Here is an 18857-nt window from a genome sequence, read left to right as displayed (position 1 = left end):
CCTCAGTCCTGGCGGGGCCCGGCCGCGGGCTCCGCCAGGCGCACGGTCACGGTGACCCGGCCGCGCCCGTCGCGCCGGGCCACCGCGTGCCCGGGCCGCTCCACGCCGTCCAGGTGCAGGGTGAGCGGCCCGCCGTCCCCGGTGAAGTTGCGCCACCAGGACTTCGCGTCGGGAAGCTGCACCCCGATCGTCGCGGTGTCGCCGTCCAGCTTGTACCCCACCGGCGTGCTGAACGTCTTGCCCGAGCGCCGCCCGGTGTAGGTGACGACGGTCAGTCGCCGGCTGACGATCCGGCCCCAGCGCGGGGAGGAGCGCAGCGACAGTACACACGCGTTGACCCGGCCGACCATGCGCCTGGGCAAAGTTCTCTTCACGCGGCAAAGGTACCGCTAAATGGAGAGCCCCGTCCGGTTGACCTTAAAGTGATGGGCATGAGCGCCGCGGCTTCTCAATTGCGCGCCGACGCGCGGCACAACCGGGACCGCATCGTCGAGGTCGCCCGCGAGCTGTTCGCCGCCAAGGGCCTCGGCGTTCCGATGGCGGCGATCGCCCGGCGGGCCCGGGTCGGCGTCGCCACGCTGTACCGCCGCTTCCCGACCAAGGAGTCGCTCGTCACCGAGGTCTTCGCGGACCAGTTCGCGGCCTGCACGTCGCTCGTCGACGACGCCCTGGCCGACCCGGACCCGTGGCACGGCTTCTGCGTCGCGGTCGAGCGGATGTGCGCGATGCAGGCGGTGGACCGCGGCTTCAGCACGGCCGTCATCGCCGCGTTCCCGGACACGGCCGACGTGGAGGCCGGCCGCGCGGTGGAGCTCTTCGCCGAGCTGACCCGCCGCGCCCAGGCGACGGGGCGGTTGCGGGCGGACTTCGTTGCCCAGGACCTCGTCCTGATCGTCATGGCCAACGGCGGCATCGTCGCCGACACCGCCGAGGCGGCGCTGGCCGCGTCCCGCCGTCTGGTCGCGTACTTCCTGGCGGCCTTCAGTTCGGACGCGCCCGGCCCGCCGCTGCCGCCGCCGGCCCCGCTGAGCCTGCGGGACGTGATTCGTCGGGCTCAATGACGCGTTGCCCTGCCGTTTTTTGTCGTACCCCTCGTGCAGAATCCGGGGCGAGGGACTCGAGGCAGGGAGCGTCACATGATCGGCAAGCTGGACATGGTCGTCCTCGACGCCGCCGACGTCACCGGCCTGGCGGCGTTCTACCGCGCGCTGGCCGGCTGGCCGGAGCTGGACACGGACGACGACGGCTGGATCACGCTCGGCACGCCGGACGGCTGGAAGGTCGGCTTCCAGCCGGCCCCCGACCATCGCGCCCCGGCCTGGCCCGGCCAGGAGCGGCCCCAGCAGGCCCACCTGGACCTGCGCGTGCCCGACCTGGAGGCGTGCACCGAGCAGGCGGTGGCCCTGGGCGCGAGAGTGCTGCGCCGCAACGAGGCCTGGCACACGCTGGCCGACCCGGCCGGCCACCCGTTCGACCTGTGCCTGTCCCCCGACGTCCCGGCCGTGACGCTGGACTGCCCGGACGCCGAGTCCCTGGCCGCCTTCTACACGGCCATGATCGGTGCGGATGGCGCCCGGCCGCTGCTGTTCCAGCAGGTGGCGGACTACAACCCGCCGCGCTGGCCCGACCCGGACCGCCCCCAGCAGCTCCACCTGGACATCGAGGTGGCGGACCTGGACGCGGGCGAGGCGGCGACCCTGGCCCTGGGCGCGACCCGCCTCCCGGGCGAGGGCCGGTCCTTCCGGGTCTTCGCCGACCCGGCCGGCAAGCCCTTCTGCCTGGTCGCCGAGCCCGGATCGCCGCAGTGAGGATCGTGTATACGATGTGCCCGTGACGTATCCGGGGGCCCAGCCAGATCCGCAGCAGCCGCACCAGCCTCAGCCGTACGGCCAGCAGCCGGGGCCGCACGGCTACGGGCCGCCGACAGGGGCGCTGCCGTCGGCCGACGGCGGACAGCGCGGCGGCAAGTGGGCGCTCATCGCGTTCGGCGGGCTCCTGCTCGTCGTGCTCATGGTCGTCGGCGGATACTTCACCTTCCAGAAGGTCTTCGTCGACACCCCGACCGAGGTCGTCGAGGCGTACCTGAAGGAGGCCACCAAGGACGATCCGGACCCGGCGCGGCTCGAGCGGTACCTGTGCCGGGACGAGGCGACCAAGCTCCGCAAAGCGCTGTCCAAGGGAGGTTCGTCGAGTTCCTCGGCGGCCAGCACGGTCCTGGACTGGCATGTGACCGGCGAGACGGTCAACGGCAACACCGCGACCGTCTACACCCAGTTCACGATCAAGTCCAGCAGCAGCCGCACCTCCACCAACGACCTGAACCTCACCCTGGTCAAGGAGGAGCGGGCCTGGAAGATCTGCGGCTACGAGGCCTGAGCCCGGTCACCGCGGCGGGCCGCAGAGCGTGGCGCGGGTGCCGGTCGCGTCCAGGATGCGGGCCGGCAGGCCGGTCGGGTTGACCACGCGGAACGCGCAGCCGTGCTCGGCCGCCAGGGCGCGGGCCTCCAGCAGGGCGCGCAGGATGGCCGGGTCGATCAGGGTGACCAGGGCGATGTCGACCTCCACGGCGGCGTGGCCGCCGAGCACGGCCGCGCGCAGGGCGGCGGCCAGCTGCGGGCGGTTGAGGCGTTCGAGGCGCCCTCCGGCGACGACCTGCACGATGCGGGCACGCGGGCGATACCGCGTGGCGATCCATCCGGGCCGGTCATCGACTGCGGTCATGCTCGCTTCCGGGGTGAACGACGGGCGAACGAGGCGGCGCGTGTTCCCCAGCCTGGCCGCGGTCGACGTGAGGCCACTACGCCACAAAGCGAACGATCGCCGCGCATGATTCGCCCGAAAGCGAACTGCGTTTTGCGTACAACGGGTGCCGGGAGTGGATAGCATGCCGCTGCCGGAGGTGTACCGATGCAGACAGCCGCAGCTCGGACGGGCGTCGTGGAGATCCGCACGCGCGAGAAGGAGATGGTCGTCGAAGCGATCAACAACGTCGTCGCGCACCGCGCCCGGATCACGTTGCCGGACCCGGCGCTCGTGGACCTGTCGGTGCGTTCGCGCAGCGGCGGCGGGTTCGGGGCGCTGCACGTGGGGCTGACCGGGGTCGGCTACGCGGCGACGACCGAGCCGTTCGGGACCTACGTCGCCGGGGTCGTCGAGGACGGCGGTGCCGAGATCCGCATCGGGCGGCAGGTCCTCGGGCTCGGCCCCGGCGACGGTTGGCTCTACCCGCTCGGCGTGCCCTCCAGCGGCGAGTACGGGCGCTCGGCGATGGCGTTCCTGAGCCTGCCGGTTCCGTTCGCGGCCGACTTCGCCGCCACGCACACCGGGGTGGACGCCGCCGACCTGCGCTTCGAGGGGCTGCGGCCGATCTCCGAGGCGATGCGTCAGTATTGGGCGGTGACCGCCTCGTTCCTGTCGCGCCGCCTCACCGTGCCCGATGCGGAGCTCCCGCCGCTGATCGCCACACAGCTGTGGCGGGTCGCGGCCGCGGCGATGCTCGCCGTGTTCCCGAACACGACGATGGCCGCGGCGCGGACGCCGTCCGGCGGGCGGGTCGCCCCGGCGGTGGTCCGGCGGGCGGTCGCGTTCATGGACGCGCACCCGGAGCGGCCGCTGACCGTCACCGAGGTCGCCGCCGCGGCCGGGGTCGGGGCGCGGGGGCTGCAGGTCGCGTTCCGCCGGCACCTGGGGCACACGCCGATGGAGTACCTTCGGCGGGTGCGTCTCGAGCGTGTCCACCGCGAGCTGCAGTCCGCCGTCCCCGGCGACGGCGTTACGGTGCGGGAGACCGCACGCCGCTGGGGGTTCGCCAACCCGGGGCGGTTCTCGGCGGAGTATCGCGCCGCCTACGACCAGACGCCGAGCCGCACCCTCCGGACGTGACATGACCACGACGCTGTTCGAGACCACCGATGCCGACGCCACCCGCGACATGCTGGTGCACAACTACGGCGCGATGCGGGTCGCGCTCACCGGCGACCGGGTGCGCGCCCGGGTCGCCCGCAGCCGGCTGGGCCCGCTGGAGCTGCACCACAACGTCTTCACCATGCGGTTCGACATCGACGCCGCCCCGCTGCCGTTCCTCAGCGTCGGCCGGGTGGTGAGCGGCTCGGCGACCTTCTGCACCGCCCGCGAGGACGTCTGCAACGGCCCCGGCGACATCTTCCTCGTCGCCCGGCCCGACGAGCCGTACCGCTCGACGAACGTCGACGTCGAGCTCGATTTCGCGGTCGTCGACCCGGCGCTGCTGGCCCAGGTCACCGACGCCGTGCCGGTCCGCTTCACCGGCTTCCACCCGGTCTCGGCGGCGGCCGCGCGGCTGTGGCTGAGCACGTTCGCGTACATGCGGGACAACGTCGCCGGCGCCCCCTGCGCGCACGAGCCGCTGCTGGCCGGCAACGCCGCCCGGCTGCTGCTCGCCACGGCGCTGTCGACGTTCCCGAGCAACGCGCTGAGCACGCCGACGATCGAGGACCGCCGCGACGCCCACCCGGCGACGCTGCGGCGCGCGGTCGCGTTCATCGACGCCAACGCGCACCGCGACATCGGCCCGGCCGACGTCGCCGAGGCGGCCCACGTCACGATCCGCACGCTGCAGCTGGCGTTCCGGCGCCATCTGGACACCACACCCGGTGCCTACCTGCGCCGGGTCCGCCTCGAGCACGCCCATCGCGACCTGCTGGAGGCGGACCCGGCGACGACGACCGTGAGCGCCGTGGCCGCGCGGTGGGGGTTCGCCAGCCACAGCCGCTTCACCGCCCACTACCACGCGGCCTACGGCCAGGCCCCGTCCGAGACGCTGCGCCGCCGCTGACGGTCAGGGCCGCAGCAGCGCCTTGATCGCCGGCGCACGATCCTTGCCGGAACAGGTAACGCCGGAACCCGTCGGGCGGTCCTGTCGTCTCGACCGGCCTGGCGCATAGGATGGGTGCGTGGCCCGGCTCGTGCTCGGCAAGGCTGACCCGACGGCGGTCGCCGTCGTCGCGGCGATCCACGGCGGTGACCTCGAGGCGCTCGACCGCCTGCTCGCCGCGACTCCCGCCCTGGCCACGGCCCGCATCCGCGACGCGGACGCGCAGCGATCCCTGCTGCACATCGCCGCCGACTGGCCCGGCCATTACCCGAACGGCGCCGCGACGGTGGCGCTGCTGATCGCGGCCGGAGCGGACGTGCACGAGCGCTTCGTCGGCTCCCACGCGGAGACGCCGCTGCACTGGGCGGCCAGCAACGACGACGTGGCGGTCCTCGACGCCCTGCTGGACGCCGGCGCCGACATCGAAGCCGACGGCGCGGTGATCGCCGGCGGCACGCCCCTGGACGACGCGACGGCGTTCGCGCAGTGGCGGGCGGCCCACCGCCTGGTCGAACGCGGCGCGCGGACGACCCTGTGGCACGCGGCTACCCTGGGCCTGCTGGACCGGGTCGAGGAGTACTACCGCGGCCCGGGCCCGGAGGCCGACCGAGCCCTGTGGGGCGCGTGCCACGGCGGCAGCCGAGCCGCGGCGGAGTTCCTGCTGGAGCGCGGCGCCGACCTGAACTGGCTCCCGCCGTGGGAGCGCCTGACCCCGCTGGACGCCGCCGTGCGCTCGGGCGCGACCGACCTGGCGACGTGGCTACGAGCCCGCGGCGCCCGCTCGGCGGCGCTGTGAGTTCACGTCAGGCGGCACGGGCCTGCGCGGCCGCCGTTCCGTTCTCTCCCTGAAGCCTACCCGACCCATCCAAATTCTGGATCATCGACAACACCCGGCGTAACCGGGCAACTACCGCAGACCGCGCGTCAATCGATCCGCACCGACTCGCTGGACCAGTTGCCCAGCGTGCTGCTCTGCAGCAGGGTCTTCGGGGTGCAAACATACGTCGCCGGCTCCAGCTCGAACTGCGAAGGGCCCGAGTTGTTGTACTTCCCGTCGCGGGTCAGCCGCCCGTTGACGCTGGAGGACACCACGGCCTCGTTCAGCTGGCCGTTCTTCACCGCCCAGCGCATCGTCACCTGGCCGCGCTGCACGTCGGTCCACGTCGAGCCCTTGTACACCGCCGTGTTCGGCTCCGACCGGTCGTAGTCGATGATCAGCGTGCCGTCGGCGCGGAACTCGTGCACATGCCCGCCGCCGCCACGGTACTGCACCTTCATCCCGTCGATCAGACCGTAGTTCGCGTTCGACGTCGCCCGCCACCGGCCCAGCAGGCACGGGTCGATCTCGGCCGGATAGCTCGGCGACGGCGAGACCGGCACCGACGGCGCGGCGGACCCCGGTGACGACGACTGCGCCAACGGGCCGGCCAGCGGCGTCGAGGGCCGCTCGGCCAGGGCGACCGCGGCGACGACGCCCGCCAGGACGAGCCCGGTCCCGGCCGCCACCAGCAGCCGGGTGCGCCGCGGCCGGGCCTCGGCGGAGGACCGGATCGGCAGCGGCGTGACGGCGGGCCAGTCGCCGGAAAGGTCCACTGTGGAGGGCTCGGCGCGCAGGCTTCCCTCGGCGACGGCGAGCTCGGGCTGGTCCAGCGTCAGGGGCTCGACGCCGAACGCGCGGTGCAGGGCGGTGGCGACCGCGGGCATCCGGCTGGCCCCGCCGACGAGCAGGATCGTGCTCACCTCGGCGCCCGCCTCGGCCAGGACCGCCCGGGTCGTGTCGACCGAGCGGGCGAGGACGGGCGCGGCCAGCGCGTCGAGTTCCTCCCGCCCGAGCGGTACGTCGGCCTCGACGCCCGGCACGTGAATGAGCGTGCTGCCGGCCCGGGTGAGCGACTCCTTGCCGGTCCGCACGTTGTCCCACAGCTGCGCGCGGGCCCGCCGGTCGGCGGCCGTCTCCGGCGCCTCCAGCCGGGCCCAGGCCGCCGCGTCGGGCAGCGAGGTGCGCAGGTGCGCCACGATCGCGGCGTCGATGTCGAGGCCGCCGGAGTCGGGACGGCCCTGCGTGGCCAGGATCGTGAACGCGTCGCCGTCGCGGCGCACGGCGGTGGCGTCGAAGGTGCCGGCCCCGAAGTCGTACACGACCGTCGTCCCGCCGTCGGGCAGGCGCCCCGCGGCGACCCCGGTGAGGTGGTAGGCGGCGGCGACCGGCTCGGGCACCAGCAGTGCGGCTGACGGGGCCACGGCCTGACGGAGCAATGCCCGCCGTTCGCTGCCCCAGGCGGCCGGATGGGTGACGGCGACCTCGCCGGGCGGCTCGCCGGCGGCGCGCGTCGCCTCGTCGAGCACCCGGCCCAGGACCGCCGCGAACAGCTGGACGACCGTGAGCTCGGTGTCGCCGAGCAGGACGGTCCCGTCGTCGACGCAGCGCTTCGGGTATCGCTCCACGGATCCGGGCGCCGCGATCGCCGCGTGCAGCGCGTCCCGCCCGACGACGAGCCGGCCGGTGGGGTCCAGGCCGACGGCGGAGGGCAGCAGCGGTGAGCCGTCGAACAGCAGCGGGCGCGGGTCCCGCCCGGGCAGCGCGAGGACCGCGACGGTGCTGGAGGTGCCGAAGTCGATGCCCAGCCGGATCGTCCCGCTCGCCACGCGACAAATCTACGCGCCCCGGTCCTTCGATATTCGACGGCCTGAATGCGGCCGCGATACTACGATGCGGCCGTGCTGATTCGGCAGAAGACCGCGATCGATGCCCGCGAGTGCCTCGACCTGCTGCAGCGGATCCACGTCGTCGATCACTACCCGCTGCACATCGGCGCCGACGAGGTGCCGGAGTTCTTCGCGTCCGAGCACGAGGCGGCGGCCTGGGTGGCGCTCGAGGACGGGCGGATCGTCGGGCACGTGGCGCTGCACACGCCCGCCGAGGATCCCACGCTGGAGCTGGCCGCCGGCGCCACCGGGAGCTCCGTGGACCGGCTGGCGCTGCTCGCGCGGCTGTTCGTCGCGCCCGACGTGCGCCGCAGCGGGGTCGGGCGGGCGCTGCTGCGGCACGCCGCGGCGCAGGCCCCGGCCATGGGGCGGCGGGCCGTACTCGATGTCGGGCAGATGCTGCACGCCGCGGTCGCGCTGTACGAGCGGGAGGGCTGGCAGCGCGTCGGGGAGCTGCACCTGCCCCTTGACGATGACATCATCCTGGACCTATGGGTTTACGTGAGTCCGGCCGCGTAGGGGCCACCGTCTTCGCGGTCACGACGTTCGCGGCGGTGGTCGCGGCCGAGTACTTCGCGCAGCCGTGGGCCTGGCGGCTCGGCCCGACGCTGGCCGGCTTCGCGGTCGGGTACGGCTCGTTCCTCCTGGCGGTGGCCGGGCCTTTCCTGCTGTACCTCTGGCTCAACCGCCCGCTGCGGCGGCCCGCCACCTTCCGCCGCGACGGGGGCGCGTTCGTGGCCGGGTACTCCCCGCCGTCGCTGGGCATGATCGCCGTGGTGCTCATGCTCAACGCGACCAGCTGCTTGCCTGCGGAGCGGGTGCCGGACGCGGATCAGGTCCCGCTCACGACCCTGGGCGTCCGGGCGCCGCTGCTCGCCCTGGCCGGCGTCCTGGTGCTGGCCGCCCTGGCCGTGATCTGGGTGCCCCGCGCGCGGCTGGTGCTCACCCCGGCCGGGGTCGAGTTCCGGGGCCGGGCCGTGGCCTGGGGCGACCTGCTGCCGGACGGTCCCTGGCCGCGCCAGTGGTCGATGCCGCTGCTGTACCGCGACGGCGACGGCCGGACCCGGAAGGCGTCGATCCCGACGGCACTGCTCGACATCGACCACGCCTTCGTGGCGGACGCGATCCGGCACTATGCGGAGCACCCGCGGTACCGAAGCGGAATCGGGACCGAGGCGGAGCTGGAGCGTCTGGTCTCAGCCCAGGCGGCGGGCCAGGGCGCGGCGCAGCGGTGGGGTCGCGGCGGTCAGTCGCAGCACCGACCGGAAGGCGGCGCGGCCGGCGCGCGTTGAGGTGGCCGAGCCGCGCGCGTTGCGCAGCGACCGGCGCACCGCGGCGAAGCCGTAGTCGAGCATCTCCCGTTCGTACTCCCCCACCGCCTCCGGCAGCGGCCGGCCCTCGGCGAGCCGGCGGCACAGCAGGGCCGCGTCCCGCAGCGCGGTGTTCGCGCCGATGCCGGCCATCGGCGTCATGTTGTGGATGGCGTCGCCGAGCAGCGTCACGCGCCCGGTCGGCCACGGCGACACGACCGCGGCGCTCCTGACCCGGAACGCGTTGACGGTGCCGGGGTCGCTGCCGGCGACGAGCCGGCGAAACGCGGGCGCCCAGCCGTCGAGCCGCGCCTCGACCAGCCGCTGCAGGGCCTCGCCGGCGAGGGTCTCGACGTCCGGCGGCAGGCGGTCGGCGGCGTCGGAGAAGCCCCACAGCACGTACTCGCCGGGCCAGGGCGCGGTGAACAGCGATCCGCGGCCGCGCGGGACGACGATGTTGGCGCGCCCGGCCAGCAGCGGCGGCAGGTCGGCGCCGGCGAGGGGGTGCTTGCCGGCGATCGCGACGACGCCGGTGTCCTGGCGGTGCGCCCGCGGCAGCAGCTGGGCCCGCACCCGTGAGTTGGCGCCGTCCGCGCCGACCAGCAGATCGGCCTCGGCGGTGCCGCCGTCCTCGAAGTGCGCGACGACACGGTCTTCGCTCACGGTGTACTGCGAGAAGGTGCGACCGTGCCGGACGACGTCGCCGAGCCCGTCCAGCAGGGTCTCGCGCAGCAGGATGCGGCTCACGGCGTAGTGCCGGTCCGTCGGCGCGCCCTCCCGCGGGTTGATCTCGGCCTCGGACAGGCCGAGCAGCTCGGTGCCGCGCTCGGTGAGGAACCCGAAGCCGCCACCGGCCGCCGCGGTATCCAGGAAGCGCCGCCACCCGGCCGGCGGCAGGCATTCGTGCAGTGCCCGCGCGCCGTGGGGGTTGATGTGGATGCGGTACCCCTGCAGCCAGTCGGAGCGCTGGCGCGTGCGCTCGTACACCTCGACGGCGACGCCGGCCCGGCGCAGCCCGTGCGCCAGGGTCAGCCCGCCGATCCCGCCTCCGATGACCATCACCCGGAAATTCGTCATGCACCCACTTTCACTCGAACACATGACACTGTCAACCATTTGTTTGATTGATACAGTCACTGACGTGTCTGACCAGGGAAGATCACGCCGGGCCCCGGCCGGCGACGAACGCCGGCGCGACGCCGACCGCAGCCGCGAGAGCCTGCTCGACGCCGCGCTCGTCGAGTTCGGCGAGCACGGCTACGCGGGCGCGCGCATCTCGGCGATCGCCCGCCGCGCCGGGGTGAACCAGCAGCTGATCTCGTACTACTTCGGCGGCAAGGAGGGCCTCTACCGCGCGCTGACGGCCCGCTGGCGCGAGATGAGCGGCGGCCTGAACCGCGCCGAGGCGCCCCTGTCCGAGGTGGTGGCCGCGTTCACGCACGTCGGGGCGGCCCAGCGGCACTGGGTGCGGCTGCTGCTGTGGCAGGCGCTGGAGGGCGACGGCGAGGAGGAGGGTTCGGCCGAGTACCGGCGGGCGATGGTCGAGGACCTGCGCCACCGCCAGTCCGCCGGTGAGCTCGCAGCCGACCTGGACCCGGCGTTCCTGCAGCTGGCCCTGTTCGGCGCCGCGATCGCGCCGACGCTGCTGTCCGGGTTCGCGGAGGACTTCACGGGGCTGCCCGCGGCCTCGCCGGAGTTCGTGGAGCGATACCGTGAGCAGCTGCGCCGCATCGTCGCCCACCTGGCCGCCGAACTACCGTGACGGTCCGGCTACGGCAAGCGACGCGGGACGCTGAGATCTGGTCGGGCGGCGGTCTCACCGCTGTCAATGGGTCCGGATCTCGGAGAGGTCGGTGCTGCGGCGCAGGAAGATCAGACCCACCCCCGTCGTGAGCAACACCGCCAGCAGCGCCGCGCCGCCGTCGAGGGCCAGCTCCGCCCACGGGAACTCGATCGGGCGGGCGACCTCCGGAAACTGGGTGACGCTCCAGTGCTGCGGATCCGTGCCGGGCGAGCCGGACCGGCAGATGTCCGCCGCGGCCGTGCACGACGTCACCACGGCGCCGCCCGCGCGGACCTCTGCGCCGAACGGCCGCACCAGGCTCACGCCCACGACCAGGGCGAGCAGCACCGCCGGGGCCGCCGGCAGCAGCGCCTGCCACAGGATCGCCCGGCCCAGGGTGGCGCGCGGCACGCCGGCGGCGACGAGCGAGGCGTACTCCCGGCGCCGGCTCACGATCCCCTCCACGACGACGATCAGCATCGCGATCGCGGTCAGCCCGACGCCGGTGAGGATCGCCGCGTTGACGAGGTCCATGGTCCGCACGTAGAACGCGTCGGGCTCGCTCGGCGTGCCCATCTGGGCGTCGGCGAGGCGCTGGGCCTCCTGGAGGGCGACGAACTGGGCGCGGATGCCCGCCGCCCCGGCACCGAAGATCACGCAGATGAGCAGCACCGCGAGGGTACGGCTGCCGCTCCACGGATCGGCCGTGAGCCGGGCGGCGGCGAGAACCGTCGCGGGGCGCCGGGCCCAGCGGGCGGTCAGGCGCCCGGCCGACCAGGTCAGCCAGCCGGTGCCGAGGACCACCCCGAGCCCCGCGCAGGCGACGCCGGCGATCGCCACCACCGGCACCAGCCACTCGGGCGGGAGCGGGTAGTGCAGGTGCCGCCGCAGCCTCGACTCGCTCGCGACCGCGGCCAGGGCCAGGACGCCGGCGAGGATGAACAGGCCCGCCCACGGGCCGGGGCCGCGGGTGCGCCGGACCCGGCGGACGATCCCGAACGGGCTGACCGTGACCCGCCGCATGACCAGCGCCGCCACCAGCGCGGCGAGCACCGGGATGGCGAGCACGGTGACGGCGAGGGACCACACCGGCAGGGAGACGTCGGTCGGCAGCGGCAGCCGCCCGTCGGCGTCGGGCCGGTGCAGCAGGCGGTGCCCCGCGAGGTACACCCCGAGGCCGCCCAGCGACCCCGCCAGGGCCGCGACGCCGGTCTCGGCGGCGGCGATCGCAACGGTCTGGGCGGGGGTGGCGCCGGCCATGCGGATCGCCGCGAGGCGCCGGTCGCGGGCCGGAGCGCCCAGGCGCGTGCACTGTCCGGCCAGCGCGAACACCGGAATGGTCAGCAGCAGCAGGGTGAGCGTCGTGCCGGGGCGCAGACCGGGCTCGCGCAGCAGGGCATTGCTGTACTGCTGCGACCACTCCTCGGAGCTGACGCCGTGCAACATCAGCGGCCCGATGGCCACGACGTTGGCGGCGGCGAGCACCGCGAGGGTCGCCAGAGCGGTGCTCAGGGCCGTGAGGGCGATGCGGACGGTGTCGGTGCGCGAACCGGCGAGGCCGAGGCGCAGCAGGGTGCCGGGCCTCACCGGCCGTGCCGTCCGGTCGGCAGGGCGATGCCCAGGCCGGTCTCGTCGAGCAGGCCGTCGCACAGGACGATCTCGCGGTCGGCGTATCCGGCCACGCGCGCCTCGTGCGTGACGAGCACGACGGTGGTGTGCTGCTCGTGGGCGACCCGCACGAGCTGGGCGAGGACCTGCTCGCCGGTGAGGGTGTCCAGCGCCCCGGTCGGCTCGTCGGCGAAGACGATCCGCGGCTCGGCGACCAGCGCCCGGGCCATCGCGCAGCGCTGCTGCTGCCCGCCGGACATCTCCCCGGGCCGGCTGTCGGCGACCTCGGCGACGCCCACCCGCTCGAGCCAGGTCAGTGCCGCGGTGCGCGCCTCCCTTCGGCCGGCCCCGGCCAGCAGCAGCGGCAGGGCCACGTTCTGGGCGGCGGTCAGGTCGGCGACGAGCTGGCCGAACTGGAACAGCACGCCGAACTCGGTGCGGCGCAGGCGGGACCGGGCCGCCTCGCTCAGGGTGTCGATGCGGCTGCCCCGGTACGCGACCTCGCCGGAGTCCGGGCGCATGATCCCGGCGAGGCAGTGCAGCAGCGTGGACTTGCCGCAGCCGCTCGGCCCGGTGATCGCGAGGATCTCGCCCTCGGCGACGGCGAGCGTGACGCCGCGCAGGGCCGGCGTCGCGCCGTAGGAGCGGACCACCGCCCGCGCCTGCAGGATGTCGGTCATGTCGGTACCCCCGGTGGCAGCGCGGCGACCCGGGCCAGCGTGGTGCGCAGCCAGCCGAGGTCGGCGTCGAGATGGGCGATGGCATAGTCGGCCGCGATGACGTCGGCGAAGCCGGCGGCCGGGTCGGTCTTGACGGCGGTGAGCTCGCGCAGCCGCTCGGTGTGGGCCCGGCGCTGGGCGGCCAGGTAGTCCAGGGCCCGGCCGCTGTCGGGCCACATGAGCGCGACCATCACCTTGGTCAGCAGCGCGCCGGTGACATGTGGGGCGGGCGGCTCGACGGTGGCGACCCACCGCTCCAGCTCGTCGCGCCCGGCGGCGGTGATGGCGAACGCGGTGCGGTCGGGGCCGCCGGCACGGTCCTGGCCGGCCTGGGTGACGAGCCCGTCGCGCTCCAGGCGGCCGAGGGTGGCGTACACCTGACCGAACCCGAGCGGCTTGGCCCGGGGCAGCGCCCGGTCGTAGGCCTGCTTGAGGTCGTACCCGTGCCTCGGCCCACTGCCGAGCAGGCCGAGCAGCACGTGTGGAGCGGACACCGCCTAACTATTCATCGAAGGAATAGTCGCGTCAAGCCCCCGCGCGGGACGGCGGCGGGGCAGGGCCGCGTGCGTCACGCCCCTAACGGCCGGCGAGGAAGGCGTCGGCGAGGCGCTTCGGGGCACGGGAGAGCCAGCCGTCCACGAGGGACTCCTCAAGATCCGGCAGCCGTACCCGCTGCAGCGCGACCAGCACCGCGCAGTATCCGTCGAAGTGCGGGATGGTGAAGAAGCCCGCCCGGCCCTCGGCGAGCACGGCTTCCTTCTCCCCGAGGTCGGCGACCCGGATCGCGAGGATCGTCCCCGGCGGCGGCTGCTCGTCGCCGTACCGCTTGATGTCGGCCTTGCTGAACGGCCGCTCCCACGCGAAGACCTTCCCGCCCACGGCCCAGCTGCGCGAACCGTTCCGGTCGCCCTCGACCACCTCGGGCAGCCGCCCCGCCAGCCGCGACACGTCCTCCAGCCTCACCATGCCCGAACGGTACCGTTCGCCGCCCCGTCAGCGCGCTGGAACCGGCGGCGGGTCGGGCGGCAGGCCCGCCTCGGCCAGCACCGCGCGGCGGCGGCGTTTGCCGAGCCGGTCGACGTACACGAGCCCGTCGAGGTGGTCGCACTCGTGTTGCAGGCACCGGGCGAGGTATCCGGTGCCGGTGACCGCGACCGGCCGCCCGTGCACGTCGAACCCGGTGACGGTGGCGGCGGCGGGCCGGGCGAGCTCGGCGTGCGGCCCGGGCACCGACAGGCACCCCTCGGTGTCCTTGCTGCTCTGCGCCCGCGCGCCGCTCGGCTGCAGCACCGGATTCACGACGTGCCCGCGCTGACGCTTGCCGTCGGCGTCGGGGCAGTCGTACACGAACACCCGCAGCCCGACCCCGATCTGATTGGCGGCCAGCCCAACCCCGTTGGCGGCCCGCATCGAGGCGAACATGTCCTCGACAAGCCGCCCCAGCTCCGCGCCGAACTCGCTGACCTCGGCACAGGGCGCGTGCAGCACCGGATCGCCGTACCGCACGATGCCCCGAGCCCTGCCCTTCGCCATGGGCGCCAATCTTAGGCAACCGCACCGCCGCTCCTCCGGCCGACGGCCCCGTTTGCGTAAGATCGGCGAGTTGACCTCGCACACACGACACAACGCGGCCTGCGACGAGGTCAGGGAGCCATCATGCTGGTCAGCGAAGTACGCATCGAGAACATCAAGGCGTTCCAGGGAGGCGAGCTCGGGGTTTCGCTCAACTTCGAGCGGCCGGACGGCTCGCTGCCCCGGTGGGTCGTCATCGCCGGGCGCAACGGCGCCGGTAAGTCGACGTTTCTGCAGGCGCTCGCGCTGGCCGTGGCCGGACCGTCAGCCGCCCGGACACTTCGCGAGACCTTCGCCGACTGGGTCCGGGACGGCGCCGATGCGGGTGTGGCCGCCGCGCGGCTTCGGTTCTCCGGCGGCGACGGCTCCGCGCCCGAGCGGCCCTCCGATCCGTGGGCCGGCCTGCGCTGGAGGCGGCAGCCGGAGGGTCCGGAACCGGCCATGGAACCCGCCCGGATCGGCACCGAATGGGAGCCGGCCCGCGGGCCCTGGTCGGAGAACCCACGAGGCTGGTTCCTGGTCGGCTACGGGCCGTTCCGGCGGCTCTCGCTCGCCCCGACCGAGGCGCAGCGGCTCATGATGACGCCGGGGCGACCGGCGAGCCTGGCCAGCCTGTTCCGCGACGAGGCCGCACTGTCGGAGTCGATCCTCTGGCTGCAGCAGCTCTATCTGCGGCGGCTGGAGAACGCCCCCGGCGCGGCCGCGATGGAGCGGTCCGTCCTGAGGCTGCTCGACGACGGGCTGCTGCCCGAGGGCATGCGCGTCACCGGGGTCACCTCGGACGGGCTGTGGGTGAGAACGCCCGCGGGCTCGGAACTCCCGCTACGGTCGCTGAGCGACGGATACCGGACGGTCGCGGCGCTCGTGCTCGACCTCGTGCGGCAGCTCTTCAGCGCCTACGGCAACCTGAACCCGATGCCCGGGTCGGACCGCGTCGCGTTCGCGCACGAGGGTGTCGTGCTCATCGACGAGATCGACGTGCACCTGCACGTCTCCTGGCAGCAGCGGATCGGCTTCTGGTTCAAGGAACACTTTCCCAACCTTCAGTTCTTCGTCAGCACGCACAGCCCGTTCATCTGCCAGGCGGCCGACGACCGGGGACTCGTACGCCTCCCGGCCCCGGGCGAGCAGGGCCCAGCCCGAATTCTCGACGGCGAGCTGTTCAACCGCATCGTCACCGACGACACCATCACCGAGCCCGAGAAACAGCGGCTCCGCGAGATCAGGACCGAACTCCCCGCGACCCCATTTCGTCAACCCTTCACGCCCGAGGCGGCTACGCCGCGGACGAAGAAGCGCTGGAAGACGATGAACACGATCGCCACCGGGATGATGGTGAGGATCGAGCCGGCCATCATGACCGGGTAGTCGTAGCTCTGGCCGCCCGCGCCGCCGCGGCCCAGGGTCGACAGGCCGAACGGGAGCGTCCACAGCGACGGGTTGGCGCGGACCACGATGAGCGGGAGCAGGAACTCGTTCCATACGCCCTGGAAGGACAGGATCGTCAGGGTCAGCAGGGCCGGGCGGGCCAGCGGCAGCACGATGTGCCAGTAGGCGCCGAAGATCGAGGCGCCGTCGATGCGGGCCGCCTCCTCCAGCTCGCGGGGCAGCTCCACGAAGAACTGGCGCATCAGGAAGATTCCCATCGCGTCCACGGCCAGGGGCAGGATCAGGCCGGTGTACGAGTTGAGCAGCGTCAGCTCCTTGAGCACCAGGAACCGCGGCACGGTGAGCACGATCGGGGGCACCGCCAGGACGGACACCACGCCGGCGAAGACCAGGCCGCGGCCGCGCCACTGCAGGCGGGCCAGCGCGTAGCCGGCCAGCGAGTCCAGGAATACCCGGGCCAGGGTCGCCACCACGGTCACGAGGATCGAGTTCAGCGTCCACAGTGGAAAGTCGCTGTGCAGCAGGACGTCGGTCCAGGCGCGCAGGTCGACGCTGCGCGGCCACGGGGTGACCGGGTGCGCGGCGACCTCCGGGCGGGACTTGAACGACGTGGCCAGGGACAGGATGAACGGGTAGATGAAGATGACGGCGAAGATCGTCAGCAGCGCCCGGCGGATCATGAGCGCTCCTTTCGCAGCACCAGGCGTTGCAGGCCGGTGAAAACAAGGATGATGACGAACACGATGAAGGCGATCGCCGCCGCCCGGCCCATCGCGGAGTTCTGGAAGCCCTCGCGGTAGACGAGGTACGCCGGGGTCAGCGTCGTCTTCTGGGGCCCGCCCGACGTCATGGCGTACACCTGATCGAAGACCTGCCACGTGCCGATCAGCCCCAGGGTGACGACGAGGAACAGGGTCGGCTTGAGCATCGGCAGCGTCACGCGCCAGAACAGCTGGAACCGGCTCGCGCCGTCGACCGCGGCCGCTTCCTCGACCTCGACCGGGATGTTCTGCAGGCCGGCCAGGAACATCAGCATGAACGTGCCGGTCGTGGTCCAGGTGGCCAGGATCATCACCGAGCTCAGCGCCACGCTCGGCCCCGACAGCCAGTCCCACCACGACAGGTCCATGAACTCGTGCCGCAGCGGGCCCGGCGGCCCGTCGACGCCGACGGCGCGCAGCAGCAGGTGGATGAGGCCGTCGGAGTCGTCGAGCCAGACCAGGCCGACCTTGCCGGGCACGAGCGCCGAGAGCACGGTGTTCACCACGCCGCTGGGGCTGAACAGGAACACGAAGATGAACGCGACCGCGATGGAGCTGGTGACCGACGGGAAGTAGAACGCGGCCCGGAAGAAGGTGCGGCCGCGCAGCAGCTTGGCGTTGACGATGATCGCCAGCACCAGGGCCAGGAACGTCTGGGCGGGCACGACGCCCAGCACGTAGTACGCGTTGTTGCGCAGGCTCTTGGCGAAGTCAGCGCGGACCACGCCGGTGTGGGTGAGCAGGTCCTGGTAGTTGTCCGCGCCGGCGGACGTCGAGCCGGCCAGCGGGGTCAGGCCGCTCCACTCCCGGAAGCTCACCCACAGCGCGAGCAGGATCGGCGCGACCATGAACAGGCCGAGCAGGACGAGCGCGGGCGACACGAACAGCCAACCGGCCAGTCCCTGCCGCCCGCGGATCGGGCTGGGCTTCATCAGCCAAGCACCGACGTGCCGGCCTTCTGCGTGCCGGACACCACCTCGTCGACCTGCTTGTTGCCCTTCGCCAGGCCCTGGATGCCGTCGTTGAACGTGTCGATGACGGTGCTGAAGCCGGGCACGAACACCGACTTCTTCGCGTAGTCACCGCCGGCCACGAACGCCTTGAGCTCCGGCTTGCCGGCCAGCCACTTGTCCGCCAGGGACTTGCGCGACGGCATGACCGGGAACTCCTTGGTCACCGCGAACTGCTCGTCGGGCGAGGTCAGGAACTTCACGAAGTCCAGGGCCGCGGCCTTGTTCTTGGAGGCCTTCGCCACGCCGTAGCAGACCGAGAACGACATGGTGCCCTTGCCGGACGGGCCCGCGGGCAGCTCGGCGACGGCGTACTTGACGTTGGGGAAGTCGTTCTTCATCGCCCCGACGATCCAGTTGCCCTCGACGGTCATCGAGGTCAGGCCCTTGCCGAACGCCTCGCCGCCCCAGCCGGCGCCGACCGCCGCCGGGGTGCCGAAGGTGCCGGCCTTGTGGTTGTCGGTGACGTACTGCAGGGCCGTGCGCATCTGCGACGTGTCCATCGTCATCTTCGTGACGGCGTCGTCGGTCGGCCACGCGCCGGCCGCGGCCATGAACGCGCCCCACCGGTAGAACTCCGGCGCCAGGACCAGCCCGGGGTGGCCGGGCTTGGTGAGCGCCTTCGCGGTGGCGGTCAGCTCGTCCCACGTCGTCGGCGGCTTGAGGCCGGCCGCTTCGAAGTCGGCGGTGTTGTACACCAGCTGCAGCGTCGAGAAGTCCTTGGGCGCGCAGTAGTACGTGCCCTGGTACGTGAACGACTGCTTGAGGGTGTCGTAGAAGTCGCCGGGGTTGTCGACCTTGTCGCCGATCGGCTCCAGGGCGCCGTTCTTGCCCAGGTCCGGCAGCTTGTTGTCGTTGACGTAGAACACGTCCGGCGGCTGCCCGCCGGCCAGCGCCGTGGTCAGCGCGGTGTCGTACTCGGGCAGCACCTTCAGCTCGACGGTGTTGTGGCCCTGCTTGTTGTAGTCCTCGACGGCCTTGCGCAGTACCGAATCCTCGGCCGGCGACGAGGAGAAGGCGAACATGGTCAGCTTGGCGCCGGTCGCGTCGCCCTGCGTGCCGCTGCCGTCGTCGCCGCAGGCGGCGGTGAGGGAGAGCGAGCCGAGGAGTATGAGGGCGAGGGCGGGTCTGAGGTTCAGCATGGCGA

22 protein-coding genes are annotated in these 18857 nt (G+C 73.1%); 10 read left to right on the top strand and 12 right to left on the bottom strand.

Annotation, left to right across the window (positions count from 1 at the left end):
• Positions 1 to 2 precede the first annotated feature (2 nt).
• Positions 3 to 374, bottom strand: a complete 372-nt coding sequence (locus tag ACQPY0_RS26575; protein ID WP_432993847.1) for a hypothetical protein — start codon at positions 372 to 374, stop codon at positions 3 to 5.
• A gap of 57 nt (positions 375 to 431) precedes the next feature.
• Between ACQPY0_RS26575 and ACQPY0_RS26570 the strand changes: the two genes are divergently transcribed.
• The 3 genes from ACQPY0_RS26570 to ACQPY0_RS26560 all read left to right on the top strand — a co-directional run bounded on the left by ACQPY0_RS26570 (position 432) and on the right by ACQPY0_RS26560 (position 2376).
• A complete protein-coding gene (locus ACQPY0_RS26570; protein WP_432993845.1) occupies positions 432 to 1061 on the top strand; it encodes a TetR/AcrR family transcriptional regulator in 630 nt (209 codons plus the stop codon).
• 75 nt (positions 1062 to 1136) lie between these two features.
• A complete protein-coding gene (locus ACQPY0_RS26565; RefSeq protein WP_432993843.1) occupies positions 1137 to 1808 on the top strand; it encodes a VOC family protein in 672 nt (223 codons plus the stop codon).
• Positions 1809 to 1830: 22 nt separating this feature from the next.
• A complete protein-coding gene (locus ACQPY0_RS26560) occupies positions 1831 to 2376 on the top strand; it encodes a hypothetical protein (protein WP_432993841.1) in 546 nt (181 codons plus the stop codon).
• Positions 2377 to 2382: 6 nt separating this feature from the next.
• Here the strand turns inward: ACQPY0_RS26560 and ACQPY0_RS26555 are convergent, their stop codons facing one another.
• Positions 2383 to 2721, bottom strand: coding sequence for an STAS domain-containing protein (locus ACQPY0_RS26555; RefSeq protein WP_432993839.1), 339 nt, complete (start codon positions 2719 to 2721; stop codon positions 2383 to 2385).
• Between the two features lie 186 nt (positions 2722 to 2907).
• Between ACQPY0_RS26555 and ACQPY0_RS26550 the strand changes: the two genes are divergently transcribed.
• From ACQPY0_RS26550 to ACQPY0_RS26540, 3 genes are all read left to right on the top strand, one after another.
• Entirely contained in the window at positions 2908 to 3882 is a 975-nt protein-coding gene (locus tag ACQPY0_RS26550; protein WP_432993837.1) for a helix-turn-helix domain-containing protein, read from the top strand.
• A 1-nt stretch (position 3883) separates the two neighbouring features.
• Positions 3884 to 4813, top strand: a complete 930-nt coding sequence (locus ACQPY0_RS26545; protein ID WP_432993835.1) for a helix-turn-helix transcriptional regulator — start codon at positions 3884 to 3886, stop codon at positions 4811 to 4813.
• Between the two features lie 118 nt (positions 4814 to 4931).
• Positions 4932 to 5648: an ankyrin repeat domain-containing protein gene (locus ACQPY0_RS26540; protein WP_432993833.1), complete on the top strand. Its 717-nt coding sequence runs from the start codon at positions 4932 to 4934 to the stop codon at positions 5646 to 5648.
• A gap of 128 nt (positions 5649 to 5776) precedes the next feature.
• Here the strand turns inward: ACQPY0_RS26540 and ACQPY0_RS26535 are convergent, their stop codons facing one another.
• Complete coding sequence (locus ACQPY0_RS26535; protein WP_432993831.1) at positions 5777 to 7498, bottom strand: Hsp70 family protein; 1722 nt, start codon at positions 7496 to 7498, stop codon at positions 5777 to 5779.
• Between the two features lie 72 nt (positions 7499 to 7570).
• On the opposite strand from ACQPY0_RS26535, the gene ACQPY0_RS26530 reads away from it, so the two are divergent.
• Both ACQPY0_RS26530 and ACQPY0_RS26525 read left to right on the top strand, forming a co-directional pair.
• Complete coding sequence (locus ACQPY0_RS26530; protein WP_432993829.1) at positions 7571 to 8077, top strand: GNAT family N-acetyltransferase; 507 nt, start codon at positions 7571 to 7573, stop codon at positions 8075 to 8077.
• Positions 8050 to 8850 carry a hypothetical protein gene (locus tag ACQPY0_RS26525; RefSeq protein ID WP_432993827.1) on the top strand — a complete coding sequence of 267 codons (801 nt, stop codon included), beginning with the start codon at positions 8050 to 8052 and terminating at the stop codon, positions 8848 to 8850. The genes ACQPY0_RS26530 and ACQPY0_RS26525 overlap by 28 nt, the downstream gene beginning before the upstream one ends.
• Here ACQPY0_RS26525 and ACQPY0_RS26520 read toward each other — a convergent pair.
• Positions 8755 to 9945, bottom strand: coding sequence for an FAD-dependent oxidoreductase (locus ACQPY0_RS26520; protein ID WP_432993825.1), 1191 nt, complete (start codon positions 9943 to 9945; stop codon positions 8755 to 8757). The genes ACQPY0_RS26525 and ACQPY0_RS26520 overlap by 96 nt on opposite strands.
• Before the next feature lie 64 nt (positions 9946 to 10009).
• Here ACQPY0_RS26520 and ACQPY0_RS26515 point away from each other — a divergent pair, with 64 nt between their 5' ends.
• Entirely contained in the window at positions 10010 to 10630 is a 621-nt protein-coding gene (locus ACQPY0_RS26515; RefSeq protein ID WP_432993823.1) for a TetR/AcrR family transcriptional regulator, read from the top strand.
• Between the two features lie 63 nt (positions 10631 to 10693).
• On the opposite strand, the gene ACQPY0_RS26510 is transcribed toward ACQPY0_RS26515, so the two are convergent.
• The 5 genes from ACQPY0_RS26510 to def all read right to left on the bottom strand — a co-directional run bounded on the left by ACQPY0_RS26510 (position 10694) and on the right by def (position 14511).
• On the bottom strand, positions 10694 to 12238 hold the full coding sequence (locus ACQPY0_RS26510) for an ABC transporter permease (RefSeq protein ID WP_432993821.1): 1545 nt from the start codon (positions 12236 to 12238) through the stop codon (positions 10694 to 10696).
• Positions 12235 to 12939: an ABC transporter ATP-binding protein gene (locus tag ACQPY0_RS26505; RefSeq protein WP_432993819.1), complete on the bottom strand. Its 705-nt coding sequence runs from the start codon at positions 12937 to 12939 to the stop codon at positions 12235 to 12237. The genes ACQPY0_RS26510 and ACQPY0_RS26505 overlap by 4 nt, the downstream gene beginning before the upstream one ends.
• Positions 12936 to 13472, bottom strand: a complete 537-nt coding sequence (locus ACQPY0_RS26500) for a PadR family transcriptional regulator (protein WP_432993817.1) — start codon at positions 13470 to 13472, stop codon at positions 12936 to 12938. Before ACQPY0_RS26500 ends, ACQPY0_RS26505 begins: the two co-directional genes overlap by 4 nt.
• Before the next feature lie 82 nt (positions 13473 to 13554).
• A complete protein-coding gene (locus ACQPY0_RS26495; protein WP_432993815.1) occupies positions 13555 to 13944 on the bottom strand; it encodes an MmcQ/YjbR family DNA-binding protein in 390 nt (129 codons plus the stop codon).
• Positions 13945 to 13971: 27 nt separating this feature from the next.
• Positions 13972 to 14511: a peptide deformylase gene (def, locus tag ACQPY0_RS26490; RefSeq protein WP_432993813.1), complete on the bottom strand. Its 540-nt coding sequence runs from the start codon at positions 14509 to 14511 to the stop codon at positions 13972 to 13974.
• 123 nt (positions 14512 to 14634) lie between these two features.
• On the opposite strand from def, the gene ACQPY0_RS26485 reads away from it, so the two are divergent.
• Entirely contained in the window at positions 14635 to 15918 is a 1284-nt protein-coding gene (locus tag ACQPY0_RS26485; protein ID WP_432993811.1) for an AAA family ATPase, read from the top strand.
• Here the strand turns inward: ACQPY0_RS26485 and ACQPY0_RS26480 are convergent.
• Genes ACQPY0_RS26480 through ACQPY0_RS26470 form a run of 3 tightly spaced genes read right to left on the bottom strand, consistent with a single transcriptional unit; the run spans position 15804 to position 18852 of the window.
• The gene (locus ACQPY0_RS26480) at positions 15804 to 16619 is read right to left on the bottom strand and encodes a carbohydrate ABC transporter permease (protein WP_432993809.1); all 816 of its coding nucleotides are present in this window, start codon (positions 16617 to 16619) and stop codon (positions 15804 to 15806) included. The two genes, ACQPY0_RS26485 and ACQPY0_RS26480, sit on opposite strands and share 115 nt — an antisense overlap.
• Complete coding sequence (locus tag ACQPY0_RS26475; RefSeq protein WP_432993807.1) at positions 16616 to 17632, bottom strand: carbohydrate ABC transporter permease; 1017 nt, start codon at positions 17630 to 17632, stop codon at positions 16616 to 16618. The genes ACQPY0_RS26480 and ACQPY0_RS26475 overlap by 4 nt, the downstream gene beginning before the upstream one ends.
• Positions 17632 to 18852, bottom strand: coding sequence for a sugar ABC transporter substrate-binding protein (locus tag ACQPY0_RS26470; RefSeq protein ID WP_432993805.1), 1221 nt, complete (start codon positions 18850 to 18852; stop codon positions 17632 to 17634). Before ACQPY0_RS26470 ends, ACQPY0_RS26475 begins: the two co-directional genes overlap by 1 nt.
• Positions 18853 to 18857 lie beyond the last annotated feature (5 nt).

Origin of the sequence: Dactylosporangium sp. CA-233914 (genome assembly GCF_050942935.1) — a bacterium.
Classification (GTDB): Bacteria; Actinomycetota; Actinomycetes; order Mycobacteriales; family Micromonosporaceae; genus Dactylosporangium.
This window is presented reverse-complemented; position numbering and strand designations above follow the sequence as displayed.

Bases quoted from the DNA above. Each gene is read 5' to 3' on its own strand.
- ACQPY0_RS26570 (WP_432993845.1), top strand. From the start codon at position 432: ATGAGCGCCGCGGCTTCTCAATTGCGCGCCGACGCGCGGCACAACCGG.
- ACQPY0_RS26565 (WP_432993843.1), top strand. From the start codon at position 1,137: ATGATCGGCAAGCTGGACATGGTCGTCCTCGACGCCGCCGACGTCACC.
- ACQPY0_RS26555 (WP_432993839.1), bottom strand. From the start codon at position 2,721: ATGACCGCAGTCGATGACCGGCCCGGATGGATCGCCACGCGGTATCGC.
- ACQPY0_RS26550 (WP_432993837.1), top strand. From the start codon at position 2,908: ATGCAGACAGCCGCAGCTCGGACGGGCGTCGTGGAGATCCGCACGCGC.
- ACQPY0_RS26545 (WP_432993835.1), top strand. From the start codon at position 3,884: ATGACCACGACGCTGTTCGAGACCACCGATGCCGACGCCACCCGCGAC.
- ACQPY0_RS26525 (WP_432993827.1), top strand. From the start codon at position 8,050: ATGGGTTTACGTGAGTCCGGCCGCGTAGGGGCCACCGTCTTCGCGGTC.
- ACQPY0_RS26520 (WP_432993825.1), bottom strand. From the start codon at position 9,945: ATGACGAATTTCCGGGTGATGGTCATCGGAGGCGGGATCGGCGGGCTG.
- ACQPY0_RS26505 (WP_432993819.1), bottom strand. From the start codon at position 12,939: ATGACCGACATCCTGCAGGCGCGGGCGGTGGTCCGCTCCTACGGCGCG.
- ACQPY0_RS26495 (WP_432993815.1), bottom strand. From the start codon at position 13,944: ATGGTGAGGCTGGAGGACGTGTCGCGGCTGGCGGGGCGGCTGCCCGAG.
- def (WP_432993813.1), bottom strand. From the start codon at position 14,511: ATGGCGAAGGGCAGGGCTCGGGGCATCGTGCGGTACGGCGATCCGGTG.
- ACQPY0_RS26485 (WP_432993811.1), top strand. From the start codon at position 14,635: ATGCTGGTCAGCGAAGTACGCATCGAGAACATCAAGGCGTTCCAGGGA.
- ACQPY0_RS26480 (WP_432993809.1), bottom strand. From the start codon at position 16,619: ATGATCCGCCGGGCGCTGCTGACGATCTTCGCCGTCATCTTCATCTAC.
- ACQPY0_RS26475 (WP_432993807.1), bottom strand. From the start codon at position 17,632: ATGAAGCCCAGCCCGATCCGCGGGCGGCAGGGACTGGCCGGTTGGCTG.
- ACQPY0_RS26470 (WP_432993805.1), bottom strand. From the start codon at position 18,852: ATGCTGAACCTCAGACCCGCCCTCGCCCTCATACTCCTCGGCTCGCTC.